General features: G+C 58.7%; 20 protein-coding genes. 12 read left to right on the top strand and 8 right to left on the bottom strand.

Features of this window, described 5'->3' with window-relative positions:
• Positions 1-201 precede the first annotated feature (201 nt).
• Both BK659_RS02465 and BK659_RS02470 read left to right on the top strand, forming a co-directional pair.
• Positions 202-639, top strand: a complete 438-nt coding sequence (locus tag BK659_RS02465; protein WP_123423558.1) for a DUF4879 domain-containing protein — start codon at positions 202-204, stop codon at positions 637-639.
• Positions 640-720: 81 nt separating this feature from the next.
• On the top strand, positions 721-1,272 hold the full coding sequence (locus tag BK659_RS02470) for a DJ-1 family glyoxalase III (protein WP_123423559.1): 552 nt from the start codon (positions 721-723) through the stop codon (positions 1,270-1,272).
• On the opposite strand, the gene BK659_RS02475 is transcribed toward BK659_RS02470, so the two are convergent.
• Positions 1,238-2,521 carry an MFS transporter gene (locus BK659_RS02475; protein ID WP_123423560.1) on the bottom strand — a complete coding sequence of 428 codons (1,284 nt, stop codon included), beginning with the start codon at positions 2,519-2,521 and terminating at the stop codon, positions 1,238-1,240. The two genes, BK659_RS02470 and BK659_RS02475, sit on opposite strands and share 35 nt — an antisense overlap.
• Before the next feature lie 328 nt (positions 2,522-2,849).
• Here BK659_RS02475 and BK659_RS02480 point away from each other — a divergent pair, with 328 nt between their 5' ends.
• The 3 genes from BK659_RS02480 (at position 2,850) to BK659_RS02490 (ending at position 5,530) form a co-directional block, all read left to right on the top strand.
• Positions 2,850-4,283 (top strand): cytochrome ubiquinol oxidase subunit I, encoded by a 1,434-nt coding sequence (locus BK659_RS02480; RefSeq protein WP_123423561.1) that lies wholly within the window; start codon positions 2,850-2,852, stop codon positions 4,281-4,283.
• A gap of 3 nt (positions 4,284-4,286) precedes the next feature.
• Positions 4,287-5,294, top strand: coding sequence for a cytochrome d ubiquinol oxidase subunit II (gene cydB, locus BK659_RS02485; RefSeq protein ID WP_123423562.1), 1,008 nt, complete (start codon positions 4,287-4,289; stop codon positions 5,292-5,294).
• A 68-nt stretch (positions 5,295-5,362) separates the two neighbouring features.
• Positions 5,363-5,530, top strand: a complete 168-nt coding sequence (locus tag BK659_RS02490) for a DUF2474 domain-containing protein (RefSeq protein ID WP_123423563.1) — start codon at positions 5,363-5,365, stop codon at positions 5,528-5,530.
• 83 nt (positions 5,531-5,613) lie between these two features.
• Here the strand turns inward: BK659_RS02490 and BK659_RS02495 are convergent, their stop codons facing one another.
• Positions 5,614-6,738 carry a methyltransferase gene (locus BK659_RS02495; protein WP_123423564.1) on the bottom strand — a complete coding sequence of 375 codons (1,125 nt, stop codon included), beginning with the start codon at positions 6,736-6,738 and terminating at the stop codon, positions 5,614-5,616.
• Positions 6,739-6,939: 201 nt separating this feature from the next.
• A complete protein-coding gene (locus tag BK659_RS02500) occupies positions 6,940-7,656 on the bottom strand; it encodes an autoinducer binding domain-containing protein (protein ID WP_123423565.1) in 717 nt (238 codons plus the stop codon).
• A 335-nt stretch (positions 7,657-7,991) separates the two neighbouring features.
• Here BK659_RS02500 and BK659_RS02505 point away from each other — a divergent pair, with 335 nt between their 5' ends.
• Positions 7,992-8,768, top strand: a complete 777-nt coding sequence (locus BK659_RS02505; protein ID WP_123423566.1) for a ferredoxin--NADP reductase — start codon at positions 7,992-7,994, stop codon at positions 8,766-8,768.
• Between the two features lie 258 nt (positions 8,769-9,026).
• On the opposite strand, the gene mscL is transcribed toward BK659_RS02505, so the two are convergent.
• On the bottom strand, positions 9,027-9,440 hold the full coding sequence (gene mscL, locus BK659_RS02510; protein ID WP_123423567.1) for a large-conductance mechanosensitive channel protein MscL: 414 nt from the start codon (positions 9,438-9,440) through the stop codon (positions 9,027-9,029).
• A 283-nt stretch (positions 9,441-9,723) separates the two neighbouring features.
• Between mscL and katB the strand changes: the two genes are divergently transcribed.
• The 3 genes from katB to radA all read left to right on the top strand — a co-directional run bounded on the left by katB (position 9,724) and on the right by radA (position 13,296).
• Positions 9,724-11,265, top strand: coding sequence for a catalase KatB (gene katB / locus BK659_RS02515; RefSeq protein WP_123423568.1), 1,542 nt, complete (start codon positions 9,724-9,726; stop codon positions 11,263-11,265).
• A gap of 63 nt (positions 11,266-11,328) precedes the next feature.
• Positions 11,329-11,883: an ankyrin repeat domain-containing protein gene (locus BK659_RS02520; RefSeq protein WP_123423569.1), complete on the top strand. Its 555-nt coding sequence runs from the start codon at positions 11,329-11,331 to the stop codon at positions 11,881-11,883.
• 45 nt (positions 11,884-11,928) lie between these two features.
• Positions 11,929-13,296, top strand: a complete 1,368-nt coding sequence (radA, locus tag BK659_RS02525; RefSeq protein ID WP_019691594.1) for a DNA repair protein RadA — start codon at positions 11,929-11,931, stop codon at positions 13,294-13,296.
• Between the two features lie 139 nt (positions 13,297-13,435).
• Here radA and BK659_RS02530 read toward each other — a convergent pair whose 3' ends face one another.
• Positions 13,436-13,804, bottom strand: coding sequence for a PilZ domain-containing protein (locus tag BK659_RS02530; protein WP_123423570.1), 369 nt, complete (start codon positions 13,802-13,804; stop codon positions 13,436-13,438).
• 158 nt (positions 13,805-13,962) lie between these two features.
• Between BK659_RS02530 and BK659_RS02535 the strand changes: the two genes are divergently transcribed.
• From BK659_RS02535 to yjiA, 3 genes are all read left to right on the top strand, one after another.
• Complete coding sequence (locus BK659_RS02535; protein ID WP_123423571.1) at positions 13,963-16,029, top strand: carbon starvation CstA family protein; 2,067 nt, start codon at positions 13,963-13,965, stop codon at positions 16,027-16,029.
• Between the two features lie 15 nt (positions 16,030-16,044).
• Positions 16,045-16,242, top strand: coding sequence for a YbdD/YjiX family protein (locus BK659_RS02540; protein WP_010448516.1), 198 nt, complete (start codon positions 16,045-16,047; stop codon positions 16,240-16,242).
• Between the two features lie 179 nt (positions 16,243-16,421).
• Positions 16,422-17,393 (top strand): GTPase, encoded by a 972-nt coding sequence (gene yjiA, locus BK659_RS02545; RefSeq protein WP_123423572.1) that lies wholly within the window; start codon positions 16,422-16,424, stop codon positions 17,391-17,393.
• Between the two features lie 148 nt (positions 17,394-17,541).
• Here yjiA and BK659_RS02550 read toward each other — a convergent pair whose 3' ends face one another.
• From BK659_RS02550 to BK659_RS02560, 3 genes are all read right to left on the bottom strand, one after another.
• On the bottom strand, positions 17,542-18,252 hold the full coding sequence (locus tag BK659_RS02550) for a GntR family transcriptional regulator (protein WP_123423573.1): 711 nt from the start codon (positions 18,250-18,252) through the stop codon (positions 17,542-17,544).
• A gap of 48 nt (positions 18,253-18,300) precedes the next feature.
• The gene (locus tag BK659_RS02555) at positions 18,301-19,002 is read right to left on the bottom strand and encodes a FadR/GntR family transcriptional regulator (protein WP_123423574.1); all 702 of its coding nucleotides are present in this window, start codon (positions 19,000-19,002) and stop codon (positions 18,301-18,303) included.
• 67 nt (positions 19,003-19,069) lie between these two features.
• Positions 19,070-20,383, bottom strand: coding sequence for a C4-dicarboxylate transporter DctA (locus tag BK659_RS02560; protein WP_123423575.1), 1,314 nt, complete (start codon positions 20,381-20,383; stop codon positions 19,070-19,072).
• Between the last annotated feature and the right edge of the window lie 107 nt (positions 20,384-20,490).

Here is a 20,490-nt window from a genome sequence, read left to right on the forward strand (position 1 = left end):
CGCCGTGAATGTATCGACTTCAACAGCAAAGCACAGGCCGTGCCAGGCGCCTGAGTATTTTCTGTCGGTCGGAAAAAGCCGCGCATCATACCAGCAGCGTGCGGCTATGGCTGCGATCGTCGCCGATGTTTTGTCGTCTGGGGGAGTGGGGCATACTGCGCGCTGGTTTCAGGAGGGAATATGTCTTCTATAAAGAGCAGGATGATTCTGGCATTTAGCCTGTTTGGCACCTTGTTGGTCGGCGCGCAAAGCGCAATGGCGGCGTCCGCACCACCGTTGAGTGAAGTCAAGGTCCTCAAGGTCCAGTCGCCGTCCTGCGGCATTGAAAATATTGCGCCAGGGCAGGAGAAGACGCAGTGCGATCACGCAGGACCGAACATCAAGATCTATGTGCTGGAGATCGGCTACGGCCGCCTGCCGAATGCAACGCTGGACGGCTTTGAAGTCGATGGCGTACGGACCCCTGTCTGCGCCTATGGCAACGGCAATCTGACGGAATGCTCCGGCATGGCCAGCAAGATCGTCGGCAATCTCTACGTCTTTGATCTGGCGGGTAAGCAGGAAGGTACGTTCACCTTCAGCAATACCTCGATCAATGCCCCCGGCAATACGATGTCGACGCAGCTGTACATCAAGTAGCTTTCATTGGGTAACAGCACCGCTCGAACATCTGTCAGCAAAGCTGACTACGCTTTAAAGATCACCCTGTGGACGCAGACCATGACCTTTAGAGCCCTGATTACCCTTGCCGAAGGTATCGACGACCTGCAAGGCGTGACACTGATCGACGTGTTACGCCGTGCGAAAGTCGAAGTGGTGGTGGCGAGCATCGAATCGCGGCGCATGCTCACCTGCGCCCGTGGCACCCGACTGACCGCCGACGCGATGCTGGTCGATGTGCTGGCGCAACCGTTCGATCTGGTCGTTTTACCCGGCGGCGCCGTGGGCGCTCAGCGCCTGGCAGCTCATCAACCCTTGTTACAGCTGGTCAAGGATCAATCCGCCGCCGGGCGCCTGTTCGCCGCTATCGCCGAGTCACCGGCGCTGGCGCTGCAAGCCTTTGGCGTATTGCGTCAGCGGCGCATGACCTGCCTGCCTGCGGCCAGCCATCATTTGCTCGGCTGTACGTTCGTCGATCAACCCGTGGTCATCGACGGCAATTGCATCACCGCTCAAGGTTCGAGCGCTGCCCTGGCGTTTGCGTTGGTGCTGGTTGAACGACTGTGTGGCAAGGCCGTCAGGGCTGCGGTGGCGGGGGAGTTGCTGGTGTAGCGGATACCGCTGAGGCTTTCGGCTCATCCACCGGCACATGCATGCGGTCGCGCTGGGCCAGGGTCGGGAACAGTTTGATCCAGGTCCCGGTGACCAGCAGCGTACCGATCCCGCCCATGACCACCGCCGGTACGGTGCCGAACCAGTGGGCGGTGAGGCCGGACTCGAACTCGCCCAACTGGTTCGAGGCGCCGATGAACAAACCGTTCACCGCGCTGACCCGGCCGCGCATTTCGTCCGGGGTTTCCAGTTGCACGAAGGACGCGCGGATCACCATGCTGATCATGTCTGCCGCGCCGAGCACCACCAGCACCGCCAACGAGAACCAGAACGAGGTCGACAGGCCGAAGGCGATGGTCGCGACGCCGAACACCCCGACGGCCGTGAACATGACGCGTCCAACGTTGCGCTCCACGGCAAACCGCGCCAGCCATAACGACATCAACAAGGCTCCGACCGCTGGCGCCGAGCGCAGCAGGCCCAGCCCCCAGGGACCTGTCAGCAGGATGTCCTTGGCAAATACCGGCAGCAGCGCCGTGGCACCACCGAGCAATACCGCGAACAAGTCCAGTGAGATCGCGCCAAGAATGTCCGGGCGACTGCGAATGAAGCGAATCCCGGCGAGCAACGAATCCAGGGTCGCCTTGCCCTTGTTCAGCGGGGTTTGTCGTGCGGGCAGGTTGAGCATCAGGGTGCAGGCGATGAGGTACAGAATCACCGTCGGGCCATACACCCAGACGCTGCCGAAGGCATACAGCAAACCGCCTAGCGCTGGCGCGACGATGGTGGCCGATTGTTGCGCCGATTGCGCAGCCGCGACGGCGCGGGGGAACAGCGCGCTGGGCACGATGCTGGGCAGCAACGCCTGGGTGGTCGGCATTTCGAACGAGCGGGCGGCGCCGAGCAGGAACGCGAGGATGAAGATCATCTCGCGGGTGACATGCTCGGTAGCACTGCCGATGGCCAGGACGAGGGCGATCATCGCCTGCAACGATTGGCAGATGGCCGCGACCTTGCGCCGGTCATAGCGGTCCGCCACATGCCCGGTGTGGAGCATGAACAACACCCGTGGCGCGAACTCCACCAGCCCGACCAGCCCCAGGTCCAGCACATTGCCGGTCAGTTGGTAGAGGTTCCAGCCGATCGCCACGGTGAGCATCTGGAAACCACTGGCGGTGAATATCCGTGCCAGCCAGAACGCAATGAACGGGCGGTGATGGCGCAATAACAACGGAGCTTGGGTTGGCATCGGCAGGCAGGTCTGGGCGGGGAAAAATCGAGATTATCACCAAGTTGTAACTAAAGGTGCGCAGGTCGGAGGGTAGGAGGGGCTGAGGCAACCTGTCACGCGGCAAAAGACCACACAGTCCGGCGGCGAAAATGGGACTACTCTTTCATCGTTACTTGATCCAGATCAAAACCCTTGGTGGATTTGCTCTGACGGCCAGATGGCCAGACTCCCTGCGTTGCGATGGTTGTAAAAAACAACGAATTTGAATTCGCCACACTCCATAACCGTGGGGGCGGTGGGTGCAGGCTTCCAGCCAGCAGCCGTATTACCAGACAGAGGAAGACTTATGTTCGGTTTGGAGGCACTTGATCTCGCCCGAATTCAGTTCGCGTTCACCATCTCATTCCACATCCTGTTCCCGGCGATCACCATCGGCCTGGCGAGTTACCTGGCGGTGCTCGAAGGCTTGTGGCTGAAGACCCACAACGACACTTACCGTGATCTGTACCACTTCTGGTCGAAGATCTTTGCCGTCAACTTCGGCATGGGCGTGGTCTCCGGATTGGTCATGGCCTATCAGTTTGGCACCAACTGGAGCCGCTTCTCGGACTTTGCCGGTTCCGTCACCGGGCCGTTGCTGACCTATGAAGTGCTCACGGCGTTCTTCCTCGAAGCCGGTTTCCTCGGCGTCATGTTGTTCGGCTGGAACAAGGTCGGGCGCAAGCTGCACTTTTTCGCCACGGTCATGGTGGCCATCGGCACGCTGATCTCGACGTTCTGGATTCTTGCCTCCAACAGCTGGATGCAAACCCCGCAGGGCTACGAAATCGTTAACGGCCAGGTGATTCCGGTGGACTGGCTGGCGGTGATTTTCAACCCCTCGTTCCCGTACCGCTTGATGCACATGGCCACGGCAGCCTTTGTGGCCACTGCATTCTTTGTCGGCTCGTCGGCCGCCTGGCACCTGTTGCGGGGCCGTGATAACCCGGCGATTCGCACCATGCTGTCGATGGCCATGTGGATGGCCCTGATCGTTGCACCCATTCAGGCGGTGATCGGTGACTTCCACGGCCTCAACACGCTCGAGCATCAACCGGCAAAAATCGCTGCGATCGAAGGTCACTGGGAAAACGTCGGCAATGAACCGACCCCGCTGATCCTGTTCGGCTGGCCGGACATGAAAGCCGAGAAGACCAGATTCGCGGTAGAGATTCCCTACCTGGGCAGCCTGATCCTGACTCACTCGCTGGACAAACAGGTTCCGGCGCTCAAGGAGTTCGCCCCTGAAGACCGGCCGAATTCGACCATCGTGTTCTGGTCGTTCCGGATCATGGTCGGGCTGGGCTTCCTGATGATCTTCACCGGGCTGTGGAGCCTGTGGCTGCGCAAGCGTGACAGGCTGTATTCGAACCGTGCGTTCCTCTACCTGGCCTTGTGGATGGGGCCATCGGGCCTGATTGCGATTCTCGCCGGTTGGTTCACCACTGAAATCGGCCGTCAGCCGTGGGTGGTGTACGGGCTGATGCGCACTGCCGACGCTTCATCCATGCACAGTTTCTTGCAGATGAGCATTACGCTGGCGCTGTTCGTCGTGGTCTATTTCTCGCTGTTTGGTGTCGGTTTGGGCTACATGATGCGCCTGGTGCGCAAAGGGCCGAAAATCAACGAAGGTGCTGAAACGAGCCACGGTGGCCCTGGTCAGCAACGCACGCCGGCCCGTCCGCTTTCCGCGGCCGACGATAACGGTGATCACAGCCACAGTCTGAACAAGGGGAATTGAGTCATGGGTATTGATCTTCCGCTGATCTGGGCCGTGATCATCATCTTCGGCATCATGATGTACGTGGTCATGGATGGCTTTGACCTGGGGATCGGCATTCTCTTCCCCTTCATCAAGGGCGACCGTGACCGCGACGTGATGATGAACACCGTCGCCCCGGTCTGGGACGGTAACGAAACCTGGCTGGTATTGGGTGGCGCGGCATTGTTCGGCGCCTTCCCGCTGGCGTATTCGGTGGTGCTGTCGGCGTTGTACCTGCCGCTGATCCTGATGCTGATCGGCTTGATCTTCCGCGGTGTGGCCTTCGAGTTCCGCTTCAAGGCCAAGGACGACAAGCGGCACATCTGGGACAAGTGCTTCATCGGCGGTTCGCTGACGGCGACGTTCTTTCAGGGCGTCGCGCTCGGGGCGTTTATCGACGGCATACCGGTGGTCAATCGACAGTTCGCTGGCGGCACGCTGGACTGGCTGACACCGTTCTCGCTGTTCTGTGGCGTGGCGCTGATCGTCGCTTATGCGCTGCTCGGCTGCACTTGGCTGATCATGAAAACCGAAGGCAAGTTGCAGGAGCAGATGCACAACCTGGCGCGACCGCTGGCGTTCGTGGTGTTGGCGGTGACCGGAATCGTCAGCATCTGGACCCCGCTGGCGCATGCCGAGATTGCTGCGCGCTGGTTCACCCTGCCGAACCTGTTCTGGTTCCTGCCGGTGCCAATCCTGGTGCTGGTGACGATGTACGGTTTACTGCGCGCTGTGGCCCGTAACGCTCACTACACGCCGTTCCTGTTGACCCTGGTGCTGATCTTCCTCGGTTACAGCGGTCTGGGAATCAGCCTGTGGCCGAACATCGTGCCGCCGTCGATCTCGATCTGGGACGCCGCCGCACCGCCGCAAAGCCAGGGCTTCATGCTGGTTGGCACCTTGTTCATCATCCCGTTCATTCTGGGCTACACCTTCTGGAGCTACTACGTGTTCCGCGGCAAGGTGACCCACGAAGACGGTTACCACTAGCAGGAGCAGAGCTTGCTCGCGATGGCGTCTTGACCGGCGCCATCAAAACCAGACCGAGGACTCGGGCAATGGCTAATAAACACTCTTTGCAGGAAATCGAGCAGGCTGAAAAGAAGCCGCTCTGGCAACGTCTTGGCTGGTTGGCAATGATCTGGACCGGCAGCGTACTGGCGCTGTTTGTCGTGGCCAGCCTGATGCGCATGTTCATGAATGCTGCAGGCCTGACCACTCACTGATCGACCCGAACATCCCATCCCGTGCTTTGCGGCACGGATTTATAACCCTCCGCTGGAGGGTTTTTTTGCCTGGGCGTTGGCCGTTACTTACGGGCCTTGAGGATCACGAATTTGGGCGTTGCCGCAACCTGTTCGACACCCCGGAACAGGCGCGCCAGTTTGCTGTGATAACCCAGATGACGGTTACCGACGATGTACAGCGCGCCGCCCACCACCAGCGCTTCGCGAGCTTGCTGGAACATCCGCCAGGCGAGGAAGTCACCGACCACCTGTTGCTGATGGAAGGGTGGATTGCACAGCACCACGTCCAGCGATTGCGGTTCCTGCCCGGCCAGACCATCGCCCGCGCGCACGATGACATCGCGCTCACCGAGGGCGGCCTGCCAGTTCTCGGCAGCGGACTGCACGGCCATGAACGACTCGTCCACCAGCGTGTAATGGGCTTGCGGGTTTTGCAGGGCACTGGCGATTGCCAACACACCGTTGCCGCAACCCAGATCGGCGACCCGCGCGTTACCGAGGTTTTTCGGAAGATGAGGGAGAAATGCCCGGGTGCCGATGTCCAGACCTTCGCGACAGAACACGTTGGCGTGGTTGAGTAGCTCGATTGCCGGCTCGTCGAGTTTGTAGCGAGTCGGGTAGGGCGACTGCGCGGGTTGTCTGGCGTCGGGTGTGGCAATCAGCAAGCGGGCTTTCTTGACCGCAAGCGAAGCTTGCACCGGGCCGATATAGCGCTCCAGCAGATCACCGGCAGCCCGTGGCAGGTGTTTGACCATGGCCGCGGCAACCACTTGTGCGCCGGGTGCCAGTTGCGTTTGCAGGCGGATCAATTGCTCTTCCAGCAACGCCAGGGTTTTGGGTACGCGGATCAGTACCCGATCGAATGGACCGACCAGTGGCGCATTGGCGGGCACTGTTGGCACTGCATCAAATGCCTGGCCATTGCGTACCAGGTTCTTTTCGAGGGCCTGGATCGCGAGGAAGGAGTCGCTGCTGCTCGTGACCTGAACCTTGCCGGCGAGGCTCGCCGCCAGCGCACCAAAACTGTCATTGAGCACCAGAACCCGGGTATCGGCGTTGGGCTGCTGTTCGGCCAGATGATCGAGCAGATACTCGTCGGCCGCATCGAAAGCTTGCAGCGGTTCGTTCTGCTGTTCGGGTTGGCGGATCAGGTCAAGTTGGGCGAAGGGACTTTCGAGCAGGGGCATGAGGCGGGGACTCTGGATAATCAACGGGTGTCCCGCGGTTCTGCACGTATTGAATGCTGGCGGGACCGCCTGAGCGGAATTCGTCGCGAGGTCTCTCGCGTCATCACTCAGAGGGACGTAAATGGTACGTTTTTTTCCGCTGGATTACTCGTTGGTTTTCCTTCGTGTTCAGCGCTGACACGCCGTGGTATTAGTTGAGGTTCAGATCAAATGACTCTTTGCCGCATGCACGACGGCAGAAATCTTGTTGGTGACGCCCAGTTTCCTGATCGCGCTGCCAATGTGGAAATTCACCGTACGCGGGCTGAGATTGAGGATGATCCCGATGTCCAGGGCGGTCTTGCCTTCCGCAGACCACTTCAGCACCTCCGTTTCTCGTGGCGATAAATGAGTCACGCTCACGCAGCCCGAATTCTTGCTGGTCAGCTTTTGCGTGGCGAGGGTGTGCAGCTTATGGCTGATGAACGTCGCGTAACCGAGGTTTTCATAGAGTTCATAAGCGCTGATCCGACAATGACTTCGGGCCACGCTGAGCATGCTGCTGCTGTGGTTGTTAACGTCATGTACCGGCTGTGACCAGCCGTACTGCAAGCCTTGTTCCGCGAGCGATCGCCAGAGCTCGGGGGCCTTGGCGAAGGTGTCTCTGTCCCAGAGAATGGGCAGCATTGATTGGCAGCAATGCGCCACTATTGGATCTATCGTGGAGTACTTGTTTTGCTCATAGTGAGTGTTCCAGCTATGTGAGTAATTATTAAGGTTTATGTCATTAAAACAATGGCTTGTCGTATGAGAAATCATCGAAAATGCGCAGTATTCATAACCAAGGTTGTTAAAGAAACCGAGTGCGATCTTGTAAGCATTTTCAATACTTGACTCATAAATCAGCTGTTTTAGCTGGGTTTCCTTCCAGATATCCATAGAGCCCTCTCCCTTTATGGTGCTTGGTGGATGCCGATCGGATCCAAAGCTCACGCGTCACGATTGTAGGATAAGTCTTACGCGCATGAAGTGATTTTTTTGCTCTTGAGTGGCCCGTTAAATGAATAACCGGTTCTTAGGGTGGCAGTCTCTGTAGAGAGCGTGAGGGGTAGACTGTCATTTATAGACATTAAATTTTTTTTATGTTCGGGCAGCGGCCCGAGCGTTTAACTTTTGGTTAATGAATTTCCATTCATTAATACCACTACAAACCGGCGGTGTTTCTTCGCGCAGCTTTGCGGGACACTGGGGCGATCAGACCTATGGAGCGCCCCATGACCGTCAGCGCAGAGAAGTTCACCCGCCAAACCTTGCTTGATGTCCAGCCGTTAACACCCAATCTGTTCACGCTACGCACCACGCGAGATCCTGGCTTTCGTTTTCGGGCCGGGCAATTTGCCCGGTTAGGGGTGACCAAGCCCGATGGCAGCACGATATGGCGTGCCTATTCCATGGTCTCTTCACCCCATGACGAGTTTCTTGAGTTCTTTTCCATCGTTGTACCGGAGGGTGAATTCACCAGCGAGCTGAGTCGTCTGAAGGTGGGCGATACCTTGATGGTCGACCGTCAGGCCTTTGGCTTTCTGACCCTTGATCGCTTTGTCGATGGACGTGATCTCTGGTTGTTGTCCACAGGTACCGGCATCGCACCGTTTCTCTCGATTCTGCAGGACTTTGAGGTCTGGGAGAAATTCGAGCGAATCATTCTGGTGTATAGCGTACGCGAAGTGCGGGAACTGGCTTATCAGGCGCTGATTGCCGAGTTGGCAGCGCGTGACTATCTGGCGGAGCACCACCATAAACTGCAATTCATCGCCACTGTTACCCGCGAGCAGCATCCGCACGCATTGAGCGGGCGCATCACCCAGTTGATCAAGAATGGTGAGCTGGAGCGGGTGGCTGGCGTCGCCATAACGGCCGAGCATTCGCGAGTAATGCTCTGCGGCAACCCGCAGATGATCGATGACACACGCAATTTGCTGAAAGAGCGCGACATGCAACTGAGCCTGAGTCGTCGACCTGGCCAAGTCGCCGTCGAGAACTACTGGTAATGAAAAACGGCGCCATCAGTTAAGCCAGTATGCAATCCGTAGCAGCTGGCGAAGCCTGCGTTCGGCGGCGTAGCCGTCGCAAATTCGGCATCCACGGATTACTGGAAGACCTCAATGCATGATTTTACGACCGCTTCGTCCGGATGCGGCCCAGACCGAACGCAGGCTTCGCCAGCTGCTACGGGATATGCGTCGCCCCGGAATCTCTACTGACTGGCATTACGCCGTCAGGCGCCGTTTTTTATCGCAGTACAGCTTTCAGGGCTGTTTGTTCTGCGCTTTGAGCAGGTCGCGAATCTCGCTCAACAGTTCTTCTTCCTTGGTCGGAACCGGCGGCAGGCTTGGCGCCACAGCTTCTTCACGCTTCAGGCGGTTGATGGCTTTCACGCCCGCGAAGATCGCGAACGCGACGATCAGGAAGTCGATAATGCTCTGGATGAATTTACCGTAGGCCAGCACCACGGCCGGGACAGTGCCCTGCGCCGCTTTCAGCGTGACCGCCAGGTCCGCGAAGTCCACCCCACCGATCAGCAAGCCGATTGGCGGCATGACGACGTCACCGACAAACGACGAAACGATCTTGCCGAACGCGGCGCCGATGATAATACCGACCGCCATGTCGACCACATTACCTTTGACCGCGAAGGCCTTGAACTCACTTATCACGCCCATAGGTTATTCCTTGTTACAGATGAGGTTGGTGAGCGCAGTGTAAATCAGCAAGTCGGGTCTTGCTCGACACAACTGCTTACAGCGCTCGCAGCTATCGACCCGCTTACTGGCAAATAGTTTACAAAGTGCCATCAATCGCGCGTGAATACGCGCCAACCCACTGACAGACCAGAAAAAACTCTCAATCGACGCATTGCGTTCTTTCTATTTATGTTTTGACTGCCCGGTCACTAGCCTCTGTTCAGCGCACCTGGATGCGCTACACAAAATCAGAGGAATTGACATGACCACCGCCATTATCCGAGAGGCTTTTCCCCATCGCCGTACACTCGGCGTCTTGACCGCCAGCCTGCTGTCGTTCTCCGTTCACGCGACGACCTTGACCCGCGATAACGGCGCTGCCGTAGGCGACAACCAGAACTCACAGACCGCAGGGGCCACTGGCCCGGTGCTATTGCAGGACGTGCAACTGATCCAGAAGCTCCAGCGCTTCGACCGCGAACGCATCCCGGAGCGGGTTGTACACGCCCGCGGTACGGGTGCCCACGGCAGTTTCACCGTGACCGACGACCTCAGCGACCTGACCAAGGCCAAAGTCTTTGCCGCTGGCCAGACGACGCCAGTGTTTGTGCGTTTTTCCGCGGTGGTACACGGCAACCACTCCCCGGAAACCCTGCGCGACCCACGAGGCTTTGCCACCAAGTTCTACACTGCAGACGGCAACTGGGACCTGGTCGGCAATAATTTCCCGACCTTTTTCATCCGCGATGCAATCAAATTCCCGGACATGGTCCACGCCTTCAAGCCGGATCCGCGCACCAATCTGGATGATGACTCACGCCGGTTCGACTTCTTTTCCCATGTCCCGGAAGCCACTCGGACACTGACCGAGTTGTATTCCAACTCCGGTACGCCGGCGAGTTACCGGGAAATGGACGGTAATGGAGTTCACGCCTATAAACTGGTGAATGCCAAAGGCGAAGTCAGTTATGTAAAGTTTCATTGGAAAAGTTTGCAGGGTATTAATAATCTCGACCCGCAAGCCGTTACCAAGGTTCAGGGTCAAGACTACAGTCATATGACCAATGATCTGGTCGCTCATATTAACAAGGGCGATTTTCCAAAGTGGGATTTGTACATTCAGGTTCTAAAACCGCAAGATGTGTACAAGTTTGATTTTGATCCATTGGATGCTACCAAGATCTGGCCGGGTATCCCTGAGCGAAAAGTTGGACAAATGGTGCTCAATCGTAATCCTGCGAATGTCTTTCAGGAAACCGAACAAGTTGCCATGGCACCGGCCAATCTAGTTCCGGGAATCGAACCTTCGGAAGATCGTTTGTTGCAAGGTCGAGTGTTCTCTTATGCCGATACGCAACTCTATCGCCTAGGCGCCAATGCGTTGCAGTTACCGATCAATGCGCCAAAAACAACGGTGAACAACGGTAATCAGGACGGTGCGATGAACGCCGGTCACAGCAGCGGTGGTGTGAACTATCAGCCGAGTCGTCTGGAGTCGCGTGAGGAACCTCAAACAGCACGCTACAGCCAGTCGGCGCTGTCGGGTACGACCCAGCAGGCGAAGATCCAGCGCGAGCAAAACTTCAAGCAGGCCGGCGATCTGTATCGCTCGTTCAGCAAGAAGGAACGCAGCGACCTGATCGAAAGCTTTGGTGGCTCGCTGGCCACCACGGATGACGAAAGCAAGCACATCATTCTGTCCTTCCTTTATAAGGCTGACCCTGAATACGGCACTGGCGTGACCAAGGTCGCCAAGGGGGATCTGAGTCGCGTCAAGACGCTCGCGGACAAACTGGTCGACTGATCGTCATTGTCTCAACCGGTTCTCGCACGACTCAGTGTTGTGCGAGAACCCAGGAGCTGTGCCATGCGAATCTATCTTTACCTGTTTATGGCCAGCCTGGCGTTCAGCGTTTACGCAGAGCCGGGTGCCGACCTCACCAAGGATCCGGCAGTGCTCAAGGCGCAATTGCAGGATTACTACTTCGACGCCGCTCGTCGCGGCGATGTGCCGATGCTCGAGACGTTCATCGAGGCGGGCTATTCCCTCGATACTCGCGACAGCAAGGGTTACACCGCTTTGATCCTGGCGGCTTACCACGGTCAGTCTGCGGCGGTAGAGCGGTTGCTCGGCGCCGGGGCTAATGCCTGTTCCCAGGACCTGCGTGGCAACACGGCGCTGATGGGGGCGATCTTCAAGGGCGAAGTGCAAATCGCCCGACGTCTGTTGGCGACCGATTGCAGCCCGGACCAACGTAATGGCGTGGGCCAGACAGCGGCGATGTATGCGGGCCTGTTCAAACGAGTCGAGTTGCTCGACGCGTTGGCAGCCAAGGGCGCCGACCTGAAGGCCGAGGATCCGTTGGGCAACAGCGCCGCGCGTCTGGCCGAGGGCGAAATCCGTACCGCGGCGCCGCGCTGATTGTGTCCAGCTGAGCTATCATCGCGGTTTTTTCCGGGAGTTCAGATGGCCAAGGCAAAGCGCATGTACGGCTGCACCGAGTGCGGCTCGACCTTCCCCAAGTGGGCCGGCCAATGCGGTGAATGCGGGGCCTGGAACACCCTGACCGAAACCCTGGTGGAAAGTGGCGGTGCCGCAGCCCCCAGCGGTCGCACTGGCTGGGCCGGGCAGCAGGCGCAGATCAAGACGCTGGCCGAAGTCAGCGTCGAAGAGATTCCACGTTTCTCCACCGCGTCCGGTGAGCTGGACCGCGTGCTCGGTGGCGGTCTGGTCGACGGCTCGGTGGTGCTGATCGGCGGTGATCCGGGTATCGGCAAGTCGACCATCCTCCTGCAAACCCTCTGCAACCTCGCGACCCGCATGCCGGCGCTCTACGTCACGGGGGAGGAATCCCAGCAGCAAGTGGCCATGCGCGCTCGACGTCTGGGCTTGCCGCAAGATCAACTGCGGGTCATGACCGAAACCTGCATCGAAACCATCATTGCCACGGCCCGGGTGGAGAAACCCAAGGTCATGGTGATCGACTCGATCCAGACGATTTTCACCGAGCAACTGCAATCGGCGCCGGGCGGCGTGTCGCAGGTTCGCGAAAGCGCGGCGTTGCTGGTGCGTTACGCAAAGCAGAGCGGCACGGCGATTTTCCTCGTCGGCCACGTGACTAAAGAAGGTGCATTGGCTGGGCCAAGAGTGCTGGAGCACATGGTCGATACGGTGCTGTATTTCGAAGGCGAGTCTGATGGACGCTTGCGTCTGCTGCGGGCGGTGAAAAACCGTTTTGGTGCCGTCAACGAATTGGGCGTGTTCGGTATGACCGACAAGGGCCTGAAGGAAGTCTCAAACCCTTCGGCGATTTTCCTCACGCGTGCGCAGGAAGAAGTACCGGGCAGCGTGGTGATGGCGACGTGGGAAGGCACGCGACCAATGCTGGTGGAAGTTCAGGCACTGGTGGACGACAGCCACCTGGCCAACCCGCGCCGGGTGACCCTGGGGCTGGATCAGAATCGTCTGGCCATGCTGTTGGCGGTGTTGCACCGCCACGGCGGTATTCCGACCCACGACCAGGACGTGTTTCTCAACGTGGTCGGTGGGGTCAAGGTGCTGGAAACGGCGTCCGACCTGGCGTTGATGGCGGCCGTGATGTCCAGCCTGCGCAATCGGCCATTGCCTCACGATCTGCTGGTGTTTGGTGAGGTCGGCTTGTCCGGTGAGGTGCGGCCGGTGCCAAGTGGTCAGGAACGCTTGAAGGAAGCCGCCAAGCACGGCTTCAAACGCGCGATCGTGCCCAAGGGCAATGCGCCGAAAGAAGCGCCTGCCGGTTTGCGGATCATCGCGGTGACCCGACTGGAACAGGCACTCGACGCGCTATTTGAATAAGCACAATCCCTGGACACCCTAATCGAATAAACACAGCCCCCGTAGGAGCTGCCGCAGGCTGCGATCTTTTGATGTGTGGCATCAGTCGAATCGCTGAAGATCAAAAGATCGCAGCCTGCGGCAGCTCCTACGAGAGCGGTCAGAGGTCGATCAGCGCGCCCAGCTCCCGTTCAAGTTCGGCGTGATCACCCGTATTGAGTTCGACCAGCCGTCGCAGGCTGCTGACGGACTCCAGGCCTATGTACCGACAGACGAAGCCCAACTGGTGGTTATTGTCATGGGACAGTTGCACGTCCATGCGGATCTCGGTGTCCTTGCTCAAGTGAATGTCGACCGAAAACATCTTCTCCTTGTCCCCAAGCCACGGCTCGGGACGTTCGATCAACAAGCCCTTGAGTGACAGGTCGAGCAGTTTCACCGGCCAGCGATGCTCGCCTTGGCTGAGCTCGGTGCTGGCATCGAATGCAATGCGTTTGAAGCGGCGGCGATTGGCGGGGTGGTCCCTCATGGCGCAATCCTCTGGGTGTTCGCTGACTATAGACCCGCATCTGCACCGGCTGCCACTGTCGGTACGACGCTAGACCTAGGTCGGGGTATGGTCTTTGGCGCCAGTAGCGCTAAACTCGGGTTGGCTGTCTTTTTTGTCCACTCTGGCTGGAATCAAAAATGAAAAATAATAATAGCCTGCTACGCCACTTACCTTGGCTGGTGCTGGCAGTTGTAGGCGCGTGCGCCTTGGGAGTTGTGGCCTTGCGCCGCGGCGAGGCGATCAACGCCTTGTGGATTGTGGTCGCGGCAGTCGCCATTTATCTGGTTGCGTACCGTTACTACAGTCTGTTTATTGCTAACAATGTGATGCAGCTCGATCCACTGCGAGCTACCCCCGCAGTGCTCAACAACGATGGTCTGGACTATGTGCCGACCAACAAACACATCCTTTTCGGTCACCACTTCGCCGCCATCGCGGGCGCCGGGCCACTGGTCGGCCCAGTACTGGCGGCGCAGATGGGCTATTTGCCCGGTACGCTCTGGCTGATCGCCGGCGTGGTGCTGGCCGGTGCCGTTCAGGATTTCATGGTCCTGTTCATGTCGACCCGCCGCAACGGTCGCTCCCTGGGCGACATGGTCCGTGAGGAAATGGGCCGCATCCCCGGGACCATCGCGCTGTTTGGCTGCTTCCTGATCATGATCATCATCCTCGCGGTGCTGGCGCTGATCGTGGTCAAGGCCCTGGCCGAAAGCCCGTGGGGCATTTTCACGGTGATGGCGACCATCCCGATCGCGATGTTCATGGGCGTGTACATGCGCTACATCCGCCCGGGCCGCATCGGTGAAATCTCCATCGTCGGTGTGCTGCTGTTGCTCGGTTCGATCTGGCTCGGTGGGCAGATTGCCGCTGATCCGGTCTGGGCCAAGGCGTTCAGCTTCACCGGGATCCAGATCACCTGGATGCTGATCGGCTACGGTTTCGTTGCCGCGGTACTGCCGGTCTGGCTGATCCTGGCGCCACGTGACTACCTGTCGACCTTCCTCAAAATCGGCACCATCGTTGCCTTGGCAATCGGCATCCTGATCACCATGCCCGAGCTGAAAATGCCGGCACTGACCCAGTTCATCGATGGCACCGGACCGGTGTGGAAGGGCGGGCTGTTCCCGTTCCTGTTCATCACCATCGCCTGTGGCGCGGTCTCCGGTTTCCACGCGCTGATCGCTTCGGGGACAACGCCCAAGCTGCTGGCCAGCGAAAGTCATGCCCGTTACATCGGTTATGGCGGCATGCTGATGGAGTCCTTCGTGGCCATCATGGCAATGGTGGCCGCTTCGGTGATCGAACCTGGCGTGTACTTCGCGATGAACAGCCCGGCGGCGATCGTCGGCGGTGATGTGATGCAAGTCGCGCAAACCGTCAGCAGCTGGGGCTTTGCGATCACCCCGGAAGCCCTGCAAGCGGTGGCCAGGGACATTGGTGAAACCACCGTTCTGGCTCGCGCCGGCGGTGCGCCGACCCTGGCGGTCGGTATCGCGCAGATCCTGCACAGTGTTCTGCCGGGTGAAAACACCATGGCGTTCTGGTACCACTTCGCGATCCTGTTCGAAGCGCTGTTCATCCTGACCGCGGTCGACGCCGGGACGCGTGCCGGGCGTTTCATGCTGCAGGACTTGCTTGGCTCCTTTGTGCCAGCGCTCAGACGCACGGAATCCTGGACTGCGAACCTGATCGCGACCGGTGGTTGCGTGGCGATGTGGGGTTACCTGCTGTACCAAGGCGTGATCGACCCGCTGGGTGGCATCAACACCTTGTGGCCGCTGTTCGGTATCTCCAACCAGATGCTGGCCGGTATCGCGCTGATGCTCGGCACCGTTGTGCTGATCAAAATGAAACGCCAACGCTACATCTGGGTGACCTTGCTGCCAGCGGCCTGGCTGTTGATCTGCACCACCACCGCCGGTTTCATCAAGTTGTTCGACGCCAACCCGGCGATCGGCTTCCTGTCGCTGGCGAAGAAATACAGCGATGCCCTGGCCAACGGTCAGATCCTCGCACCGGCCAAGGACATCACGCAGATGCAGCACGTGATCTACAACGCCTACACCAACGCAACGCTGACGGCGCTGTTCCTGTTCGTGGTCTTCAGCATCCTGTTCTATGCGCTCAAGGTCGGTATTTCCGCCTGGGGCAGTAAGGAACGCACGGATAAAGAATCGCCATTCCAGACTGTTCCGGACGCGTAATCGAGGATTGCAACTATGTTCAATGACCTGAGTCGCCTCGGTAAATACCTCGGTCAGGCCGCGCGCCTGATGGTCGGCATGCCCGACTACGACACCTACGTCGAGCATATGCAAACCAAACACCCGGACAAACCGGTGATGAGCTACGAGGCGTTCTTTCGGGAACGCCAGGAGGCTCGTTACGGTGGCAAGGGTGGGCCGAAGTGCTGTTGACTCGCTGACGGCGGGTTAACAGCTGTGATGTGGGAGCAGGCTTTTTGTGGGAGCGAGCTTGCTCGCGATGCAGGCAACTCGGTTTATCGACAAAACCGAGGTGATGCCATCGCGAGCAAGCTCGCTCCCACACAAGTCCGCTTCCACTTTTTTATTTGTGCAGTTGAAGGAGATCGAGTTTGTCCTCTCCCATTCCGGTAACAGTCCTCAGTGGCTTTCTCGGTGCCGGCAAAACCACGTTGCTGCGCCACCTGCTCAAAGCCGAGCACGGCCTGAAAATCGCCGTGATCGAGAACGAATTCAGCGACGCCGGCATCGACACCCAGCTACTGGGTGATGAGCCGGTGCAAGTCATGACGTTGTCCAACGGCTGCGTCTGCTGCACTATTCACACCGACCTGACCAAGGCCCTGTACCTGTTACTCGAACGCCTGGACAGCGGTGAAATCGCCTTCGACCGTCTGGTGATCGAATGCACCGGCCTGGCTGATCCGGCGCCGGTAGCGCAAACCTTTTTTATCGATGAAGAGCTGCGCGAGCGCTACATCCTCGACGGCATCATCACCCTGGTCGATGCGGCTCACGCCGAGCAGCACCTGACCCAGACCATCGCTCAGGCGCAGATCGGTTTTGCCGACCGCTTGCTGGTGAGCAAGCGCGATCTGGTCGACGAGGCGACGTTTAACGCTCTGAGCGAACGTCTGACCCGGATCAATCGTCGCGCGCCGATCCGCGTGGTCGAACACGGCAAGATCGATCTGGCCGAGTTGCTCGATGTGCGTGGCTTCAATCTCAACGCCGACCTCGGCGGCGGTGTAAGCCTGCGTCCGCTGAGCAAGGCGCCTTCCATCGATCGTATCTCCAGCCTGGTGCTGCGTACCGACAAAGCGCTGGATATCGACAAGCTCAGCGAGTTCATGAACGAACTGCTGGAAGACCACGGCAAGCAACTGCTGCGCTACAAAGGTGTGCTGAACATCATCAGCGAACCACGACGCATGGTGTTTCAGGGCGTGCTGAAGTTGTACGGTTTTGACTGGGATACTGAGTGGGCCGAGGATGAAGCGCGCGAGAGCGTGATCGTGTTTATCGCCGATGAATTGCCGGAAGAGAAAATCCGCGCAGGGTTTGCGCGGGTGTCTGCGGAGTAAGGTCGGGCATTTTTAGCGTGTTTGAGGCCGCTATCGCGAGCAAGCTCGCTCCCACACTTGATCTGTATTGCCCACTCTATGTGGTTCGACACAAATCCAATGTGGGAGCGAGCTTGCTCGCGAAGGCGATCTAACCGGCAACACGATTTCAACTAGACGCTAGCCCTGAGTTCAGCAGTTTCTCCTCAATATGATCCAGATGCAGGGTCATCAGCCCCTCGGCAGCCTTGGCATCCCCTCGCTCCACCGCCTCGACAATCGCCGCATGCTCTTGCCACGCACAATGACTGCACGACTGTTCTTCGTAGCAGGCGATAGCCAGTGAAGTCAGCGGCACCAGGCTTCCGAGAAATTGGGCCAGCGGTGCATTGCCGGCGACTTGCGCCAGTTGCAGATGGAACTCACCCGACAGGCGAATCGCCGACCCGCGTTGGTTTTGTTCGATGCAGCGGCGTTCGCGGTCGATCAGTTCGCGTAACTGCGGCAGGTGCCGGGAAGTTGGTTGTTGGCAGGCCAGTCGCACCAGGGTGGTTTCTGTCAGCCTTCGGGCGTGGAGTATCTGGCGAGTTTGTTCGGCATCGGGGGCCGCGACTTGCGGGCGATGATTGGGCCGCAGAATGACCACCTGCTGATGGGACAACCGCGCCAGTACCTCGCGGATGATACTGCGGCTGACGCCAAATGCCTGGCCAAGGCTTTCTTCGGTGAATCGGCTGGCCGGGGCAATGCGTTGTTCAAGAATGGCGTCGAAAATCTGCGGATAGATGTCGTCGACGCAACGCTTTTTTTCGCTCTGGCGGCGCAGGGGCAGGGCGGCGGAAATCGAGAAAACGGGATTCTTCAAGGCGTAGGAACTCATGGCCTGTCTCCAGTCCGGTTGCCGATAGGGTTTTTTCTACTACAGCTATTAGCCCAGATTGTCGTCCGGGATGTTCAGTTCAATGCCCATGCGTTTCCCTTCCTGAAGGATGTGCCGGCGCATTTCGGCGCTGGCCAGGGCGCTGTTTTTGCTGCGGATCGCACGCACCACGGTTTCGTTTTCTTCCAGGCGCTCGGCCAAATGCTCCGGCGAATTGCGCAGCATCTCGGCGCTCTGTTTGAGCGCGTTGCTGGTTTGCTGCACGACGTTCTGGAAGATCGGGTTCGAGGTCAGGGTGAACAGCTCTTCGTGGAAGTCGATGTAGGCGTTCATCCCGGCTTCGCTGTCATTGGCTTCGAGGGCTTCGCGCATGTCCATCAGCGTCAGGCGCAGTTGGCCGATTTCCTTGCTGCTGATGGATTGGGCAACCAGCCCGACAATGAACGGTTCGAGGGTGTAACGCAGTTGCAGTACATCCTCCAGGCTGGCGCCGGCCACGCCACTGTCAGTGGTTGGCGCATCATCGAGGCTGGCTTCCAGTACCACCACGCCCTTGCCGGGCATGGAACGCACCAGGCCGAGGGTCTCCAGCACAATTACCGCTTCACGCAGGCTCGGCCGACTGATGCCCAGTTGTTCAGCCAGTTCGCGTTGCCCCGGCAACATATCGCCAGAGCGCCACTGCCCACGCGCCAACGCGGCGCGAAGCTTTTGAACCACTGAATTTACAACTGTTGACGAGGTGATCACTGTTCGCTCCATGAGAGTCGGTAAGGCGTTGGTTATTGTGCCTGCCAATGACAGGCGCAAGGTTGGGTCAAAACTCTTGCTGATGTGCCGGTGGTGGAGCTTTACGCGGCTGGAAGGTGTAACCCTGCTCGCCGGACAGTACCTTGTTGGCACGCTGGACATCGATGTCTTTTTCCCAGCGGGCGATGGCCACGGTGGCGACACAGTTACCGATCAGGTTGGTCAGTGCCCGGCCGATGCCCATGAACCAGTCCACCGCGAGTACCAGCACCAGACCTACCACCGGAATCGCCGGGATCGCAGTCAGGGTCGCCGCCAGAATCACCAGTGCCGAGCCGGGAATGCCGTGGGCGCCTTTGGAGGTGATCAGCGAGACCAGCAGGATCGTCAGCAAATCGGTCATGGCCAGCGGCGTACCGGTGGCATTGGCGATGAACACGATGGCCAGGGTCAGGTAGATCGAAAAACCATCGAGGTTGAATGAGTATCCGGTGGGAATCACCAGGCCCACCGTCGAACTGCCGATGCCCAGGTGCTCAAGTTTGCGCATGATTTGCGGCAGCACGGCGTCGGAGGAGGCGGTGCCCAGAACGATCAGCAACTCTTCGCGCAGGTACTTGAGAAACGGCAGCATCCGCAGGCCGGACAGACGCATCACCAAGCCGAGGACCAGTGACACGAACACCGCACACGTCAGGTAGAACAGACCGATCAGACTGCCCAGGTGTTGCAGTGAATCCAGGCCATATTTGCTGGTGGTAAAGGCAATCGCACCAAACACACCAATCGGTGCCAGACGCACGATCATGCCCATGATGCGGAAGATCACATGGCTGAGCTCGTTGATCAGTCGCGAGATTCCCGACGCCGCTTCACCCACCAGGTTCAGCGCGCTGCCGAACAACACCGAAAACAGCAGCACTTGCAGGATGTTGTTGTCGGCGAATGCACCCATCACCGAGGTCGGAATCAGATCCATCAGGAACTGGGTGGTAGTGTGCATGTGCTGGCCACGCTGGGCGATGTCACCCATGTCGGCGGTGGAAAGTTGATCCAGATGAATATTCGCACCACTGCCGATGCCGGTGCTGAACGCGAACACCAGACCGATCACCAAGGCGATGGTGGTCAGCACTTCGAAGTAAATCACCGATTTGAGGCCGATGCGCCCGACCTTTTTCAGATCGCCAGCGCCGGAAATGCCGCTGACTACCACGCAGAACACGATCAGGCCGATGAGCATTTTGATCAGTTTGATGAAGCCGTCGCCGAGAGGTTTTAGCTGGGCGGAGTATTCGGGAAGGACCAGTCCGCAGATGATGCCAAGCACCAGTCCAAGGACAACCTGAAGGAAAATTGAGCGCGAGCACCATCTGAGCATGGGAGGAATCCTGGTGAGTGTCCTGGGTGCTGTGCGCTGTGCGCATCAGATTCAGGACTTAATTATTGTGGTCTTACCGGTATGTCCAGTGCAGGCGCAGTTTAGGC

Source organism: Pseudomonas brassicacearum (assembly GCF_003732225.1).
GTDB classification, from domain to species: Bacteria; Pseudomonadota; Gammaproteobacteria; order Pseudomonadales; family Pseudomonadaceae; genus Aquipseudomonas; species Aquipseudomonas brassicacearum_E.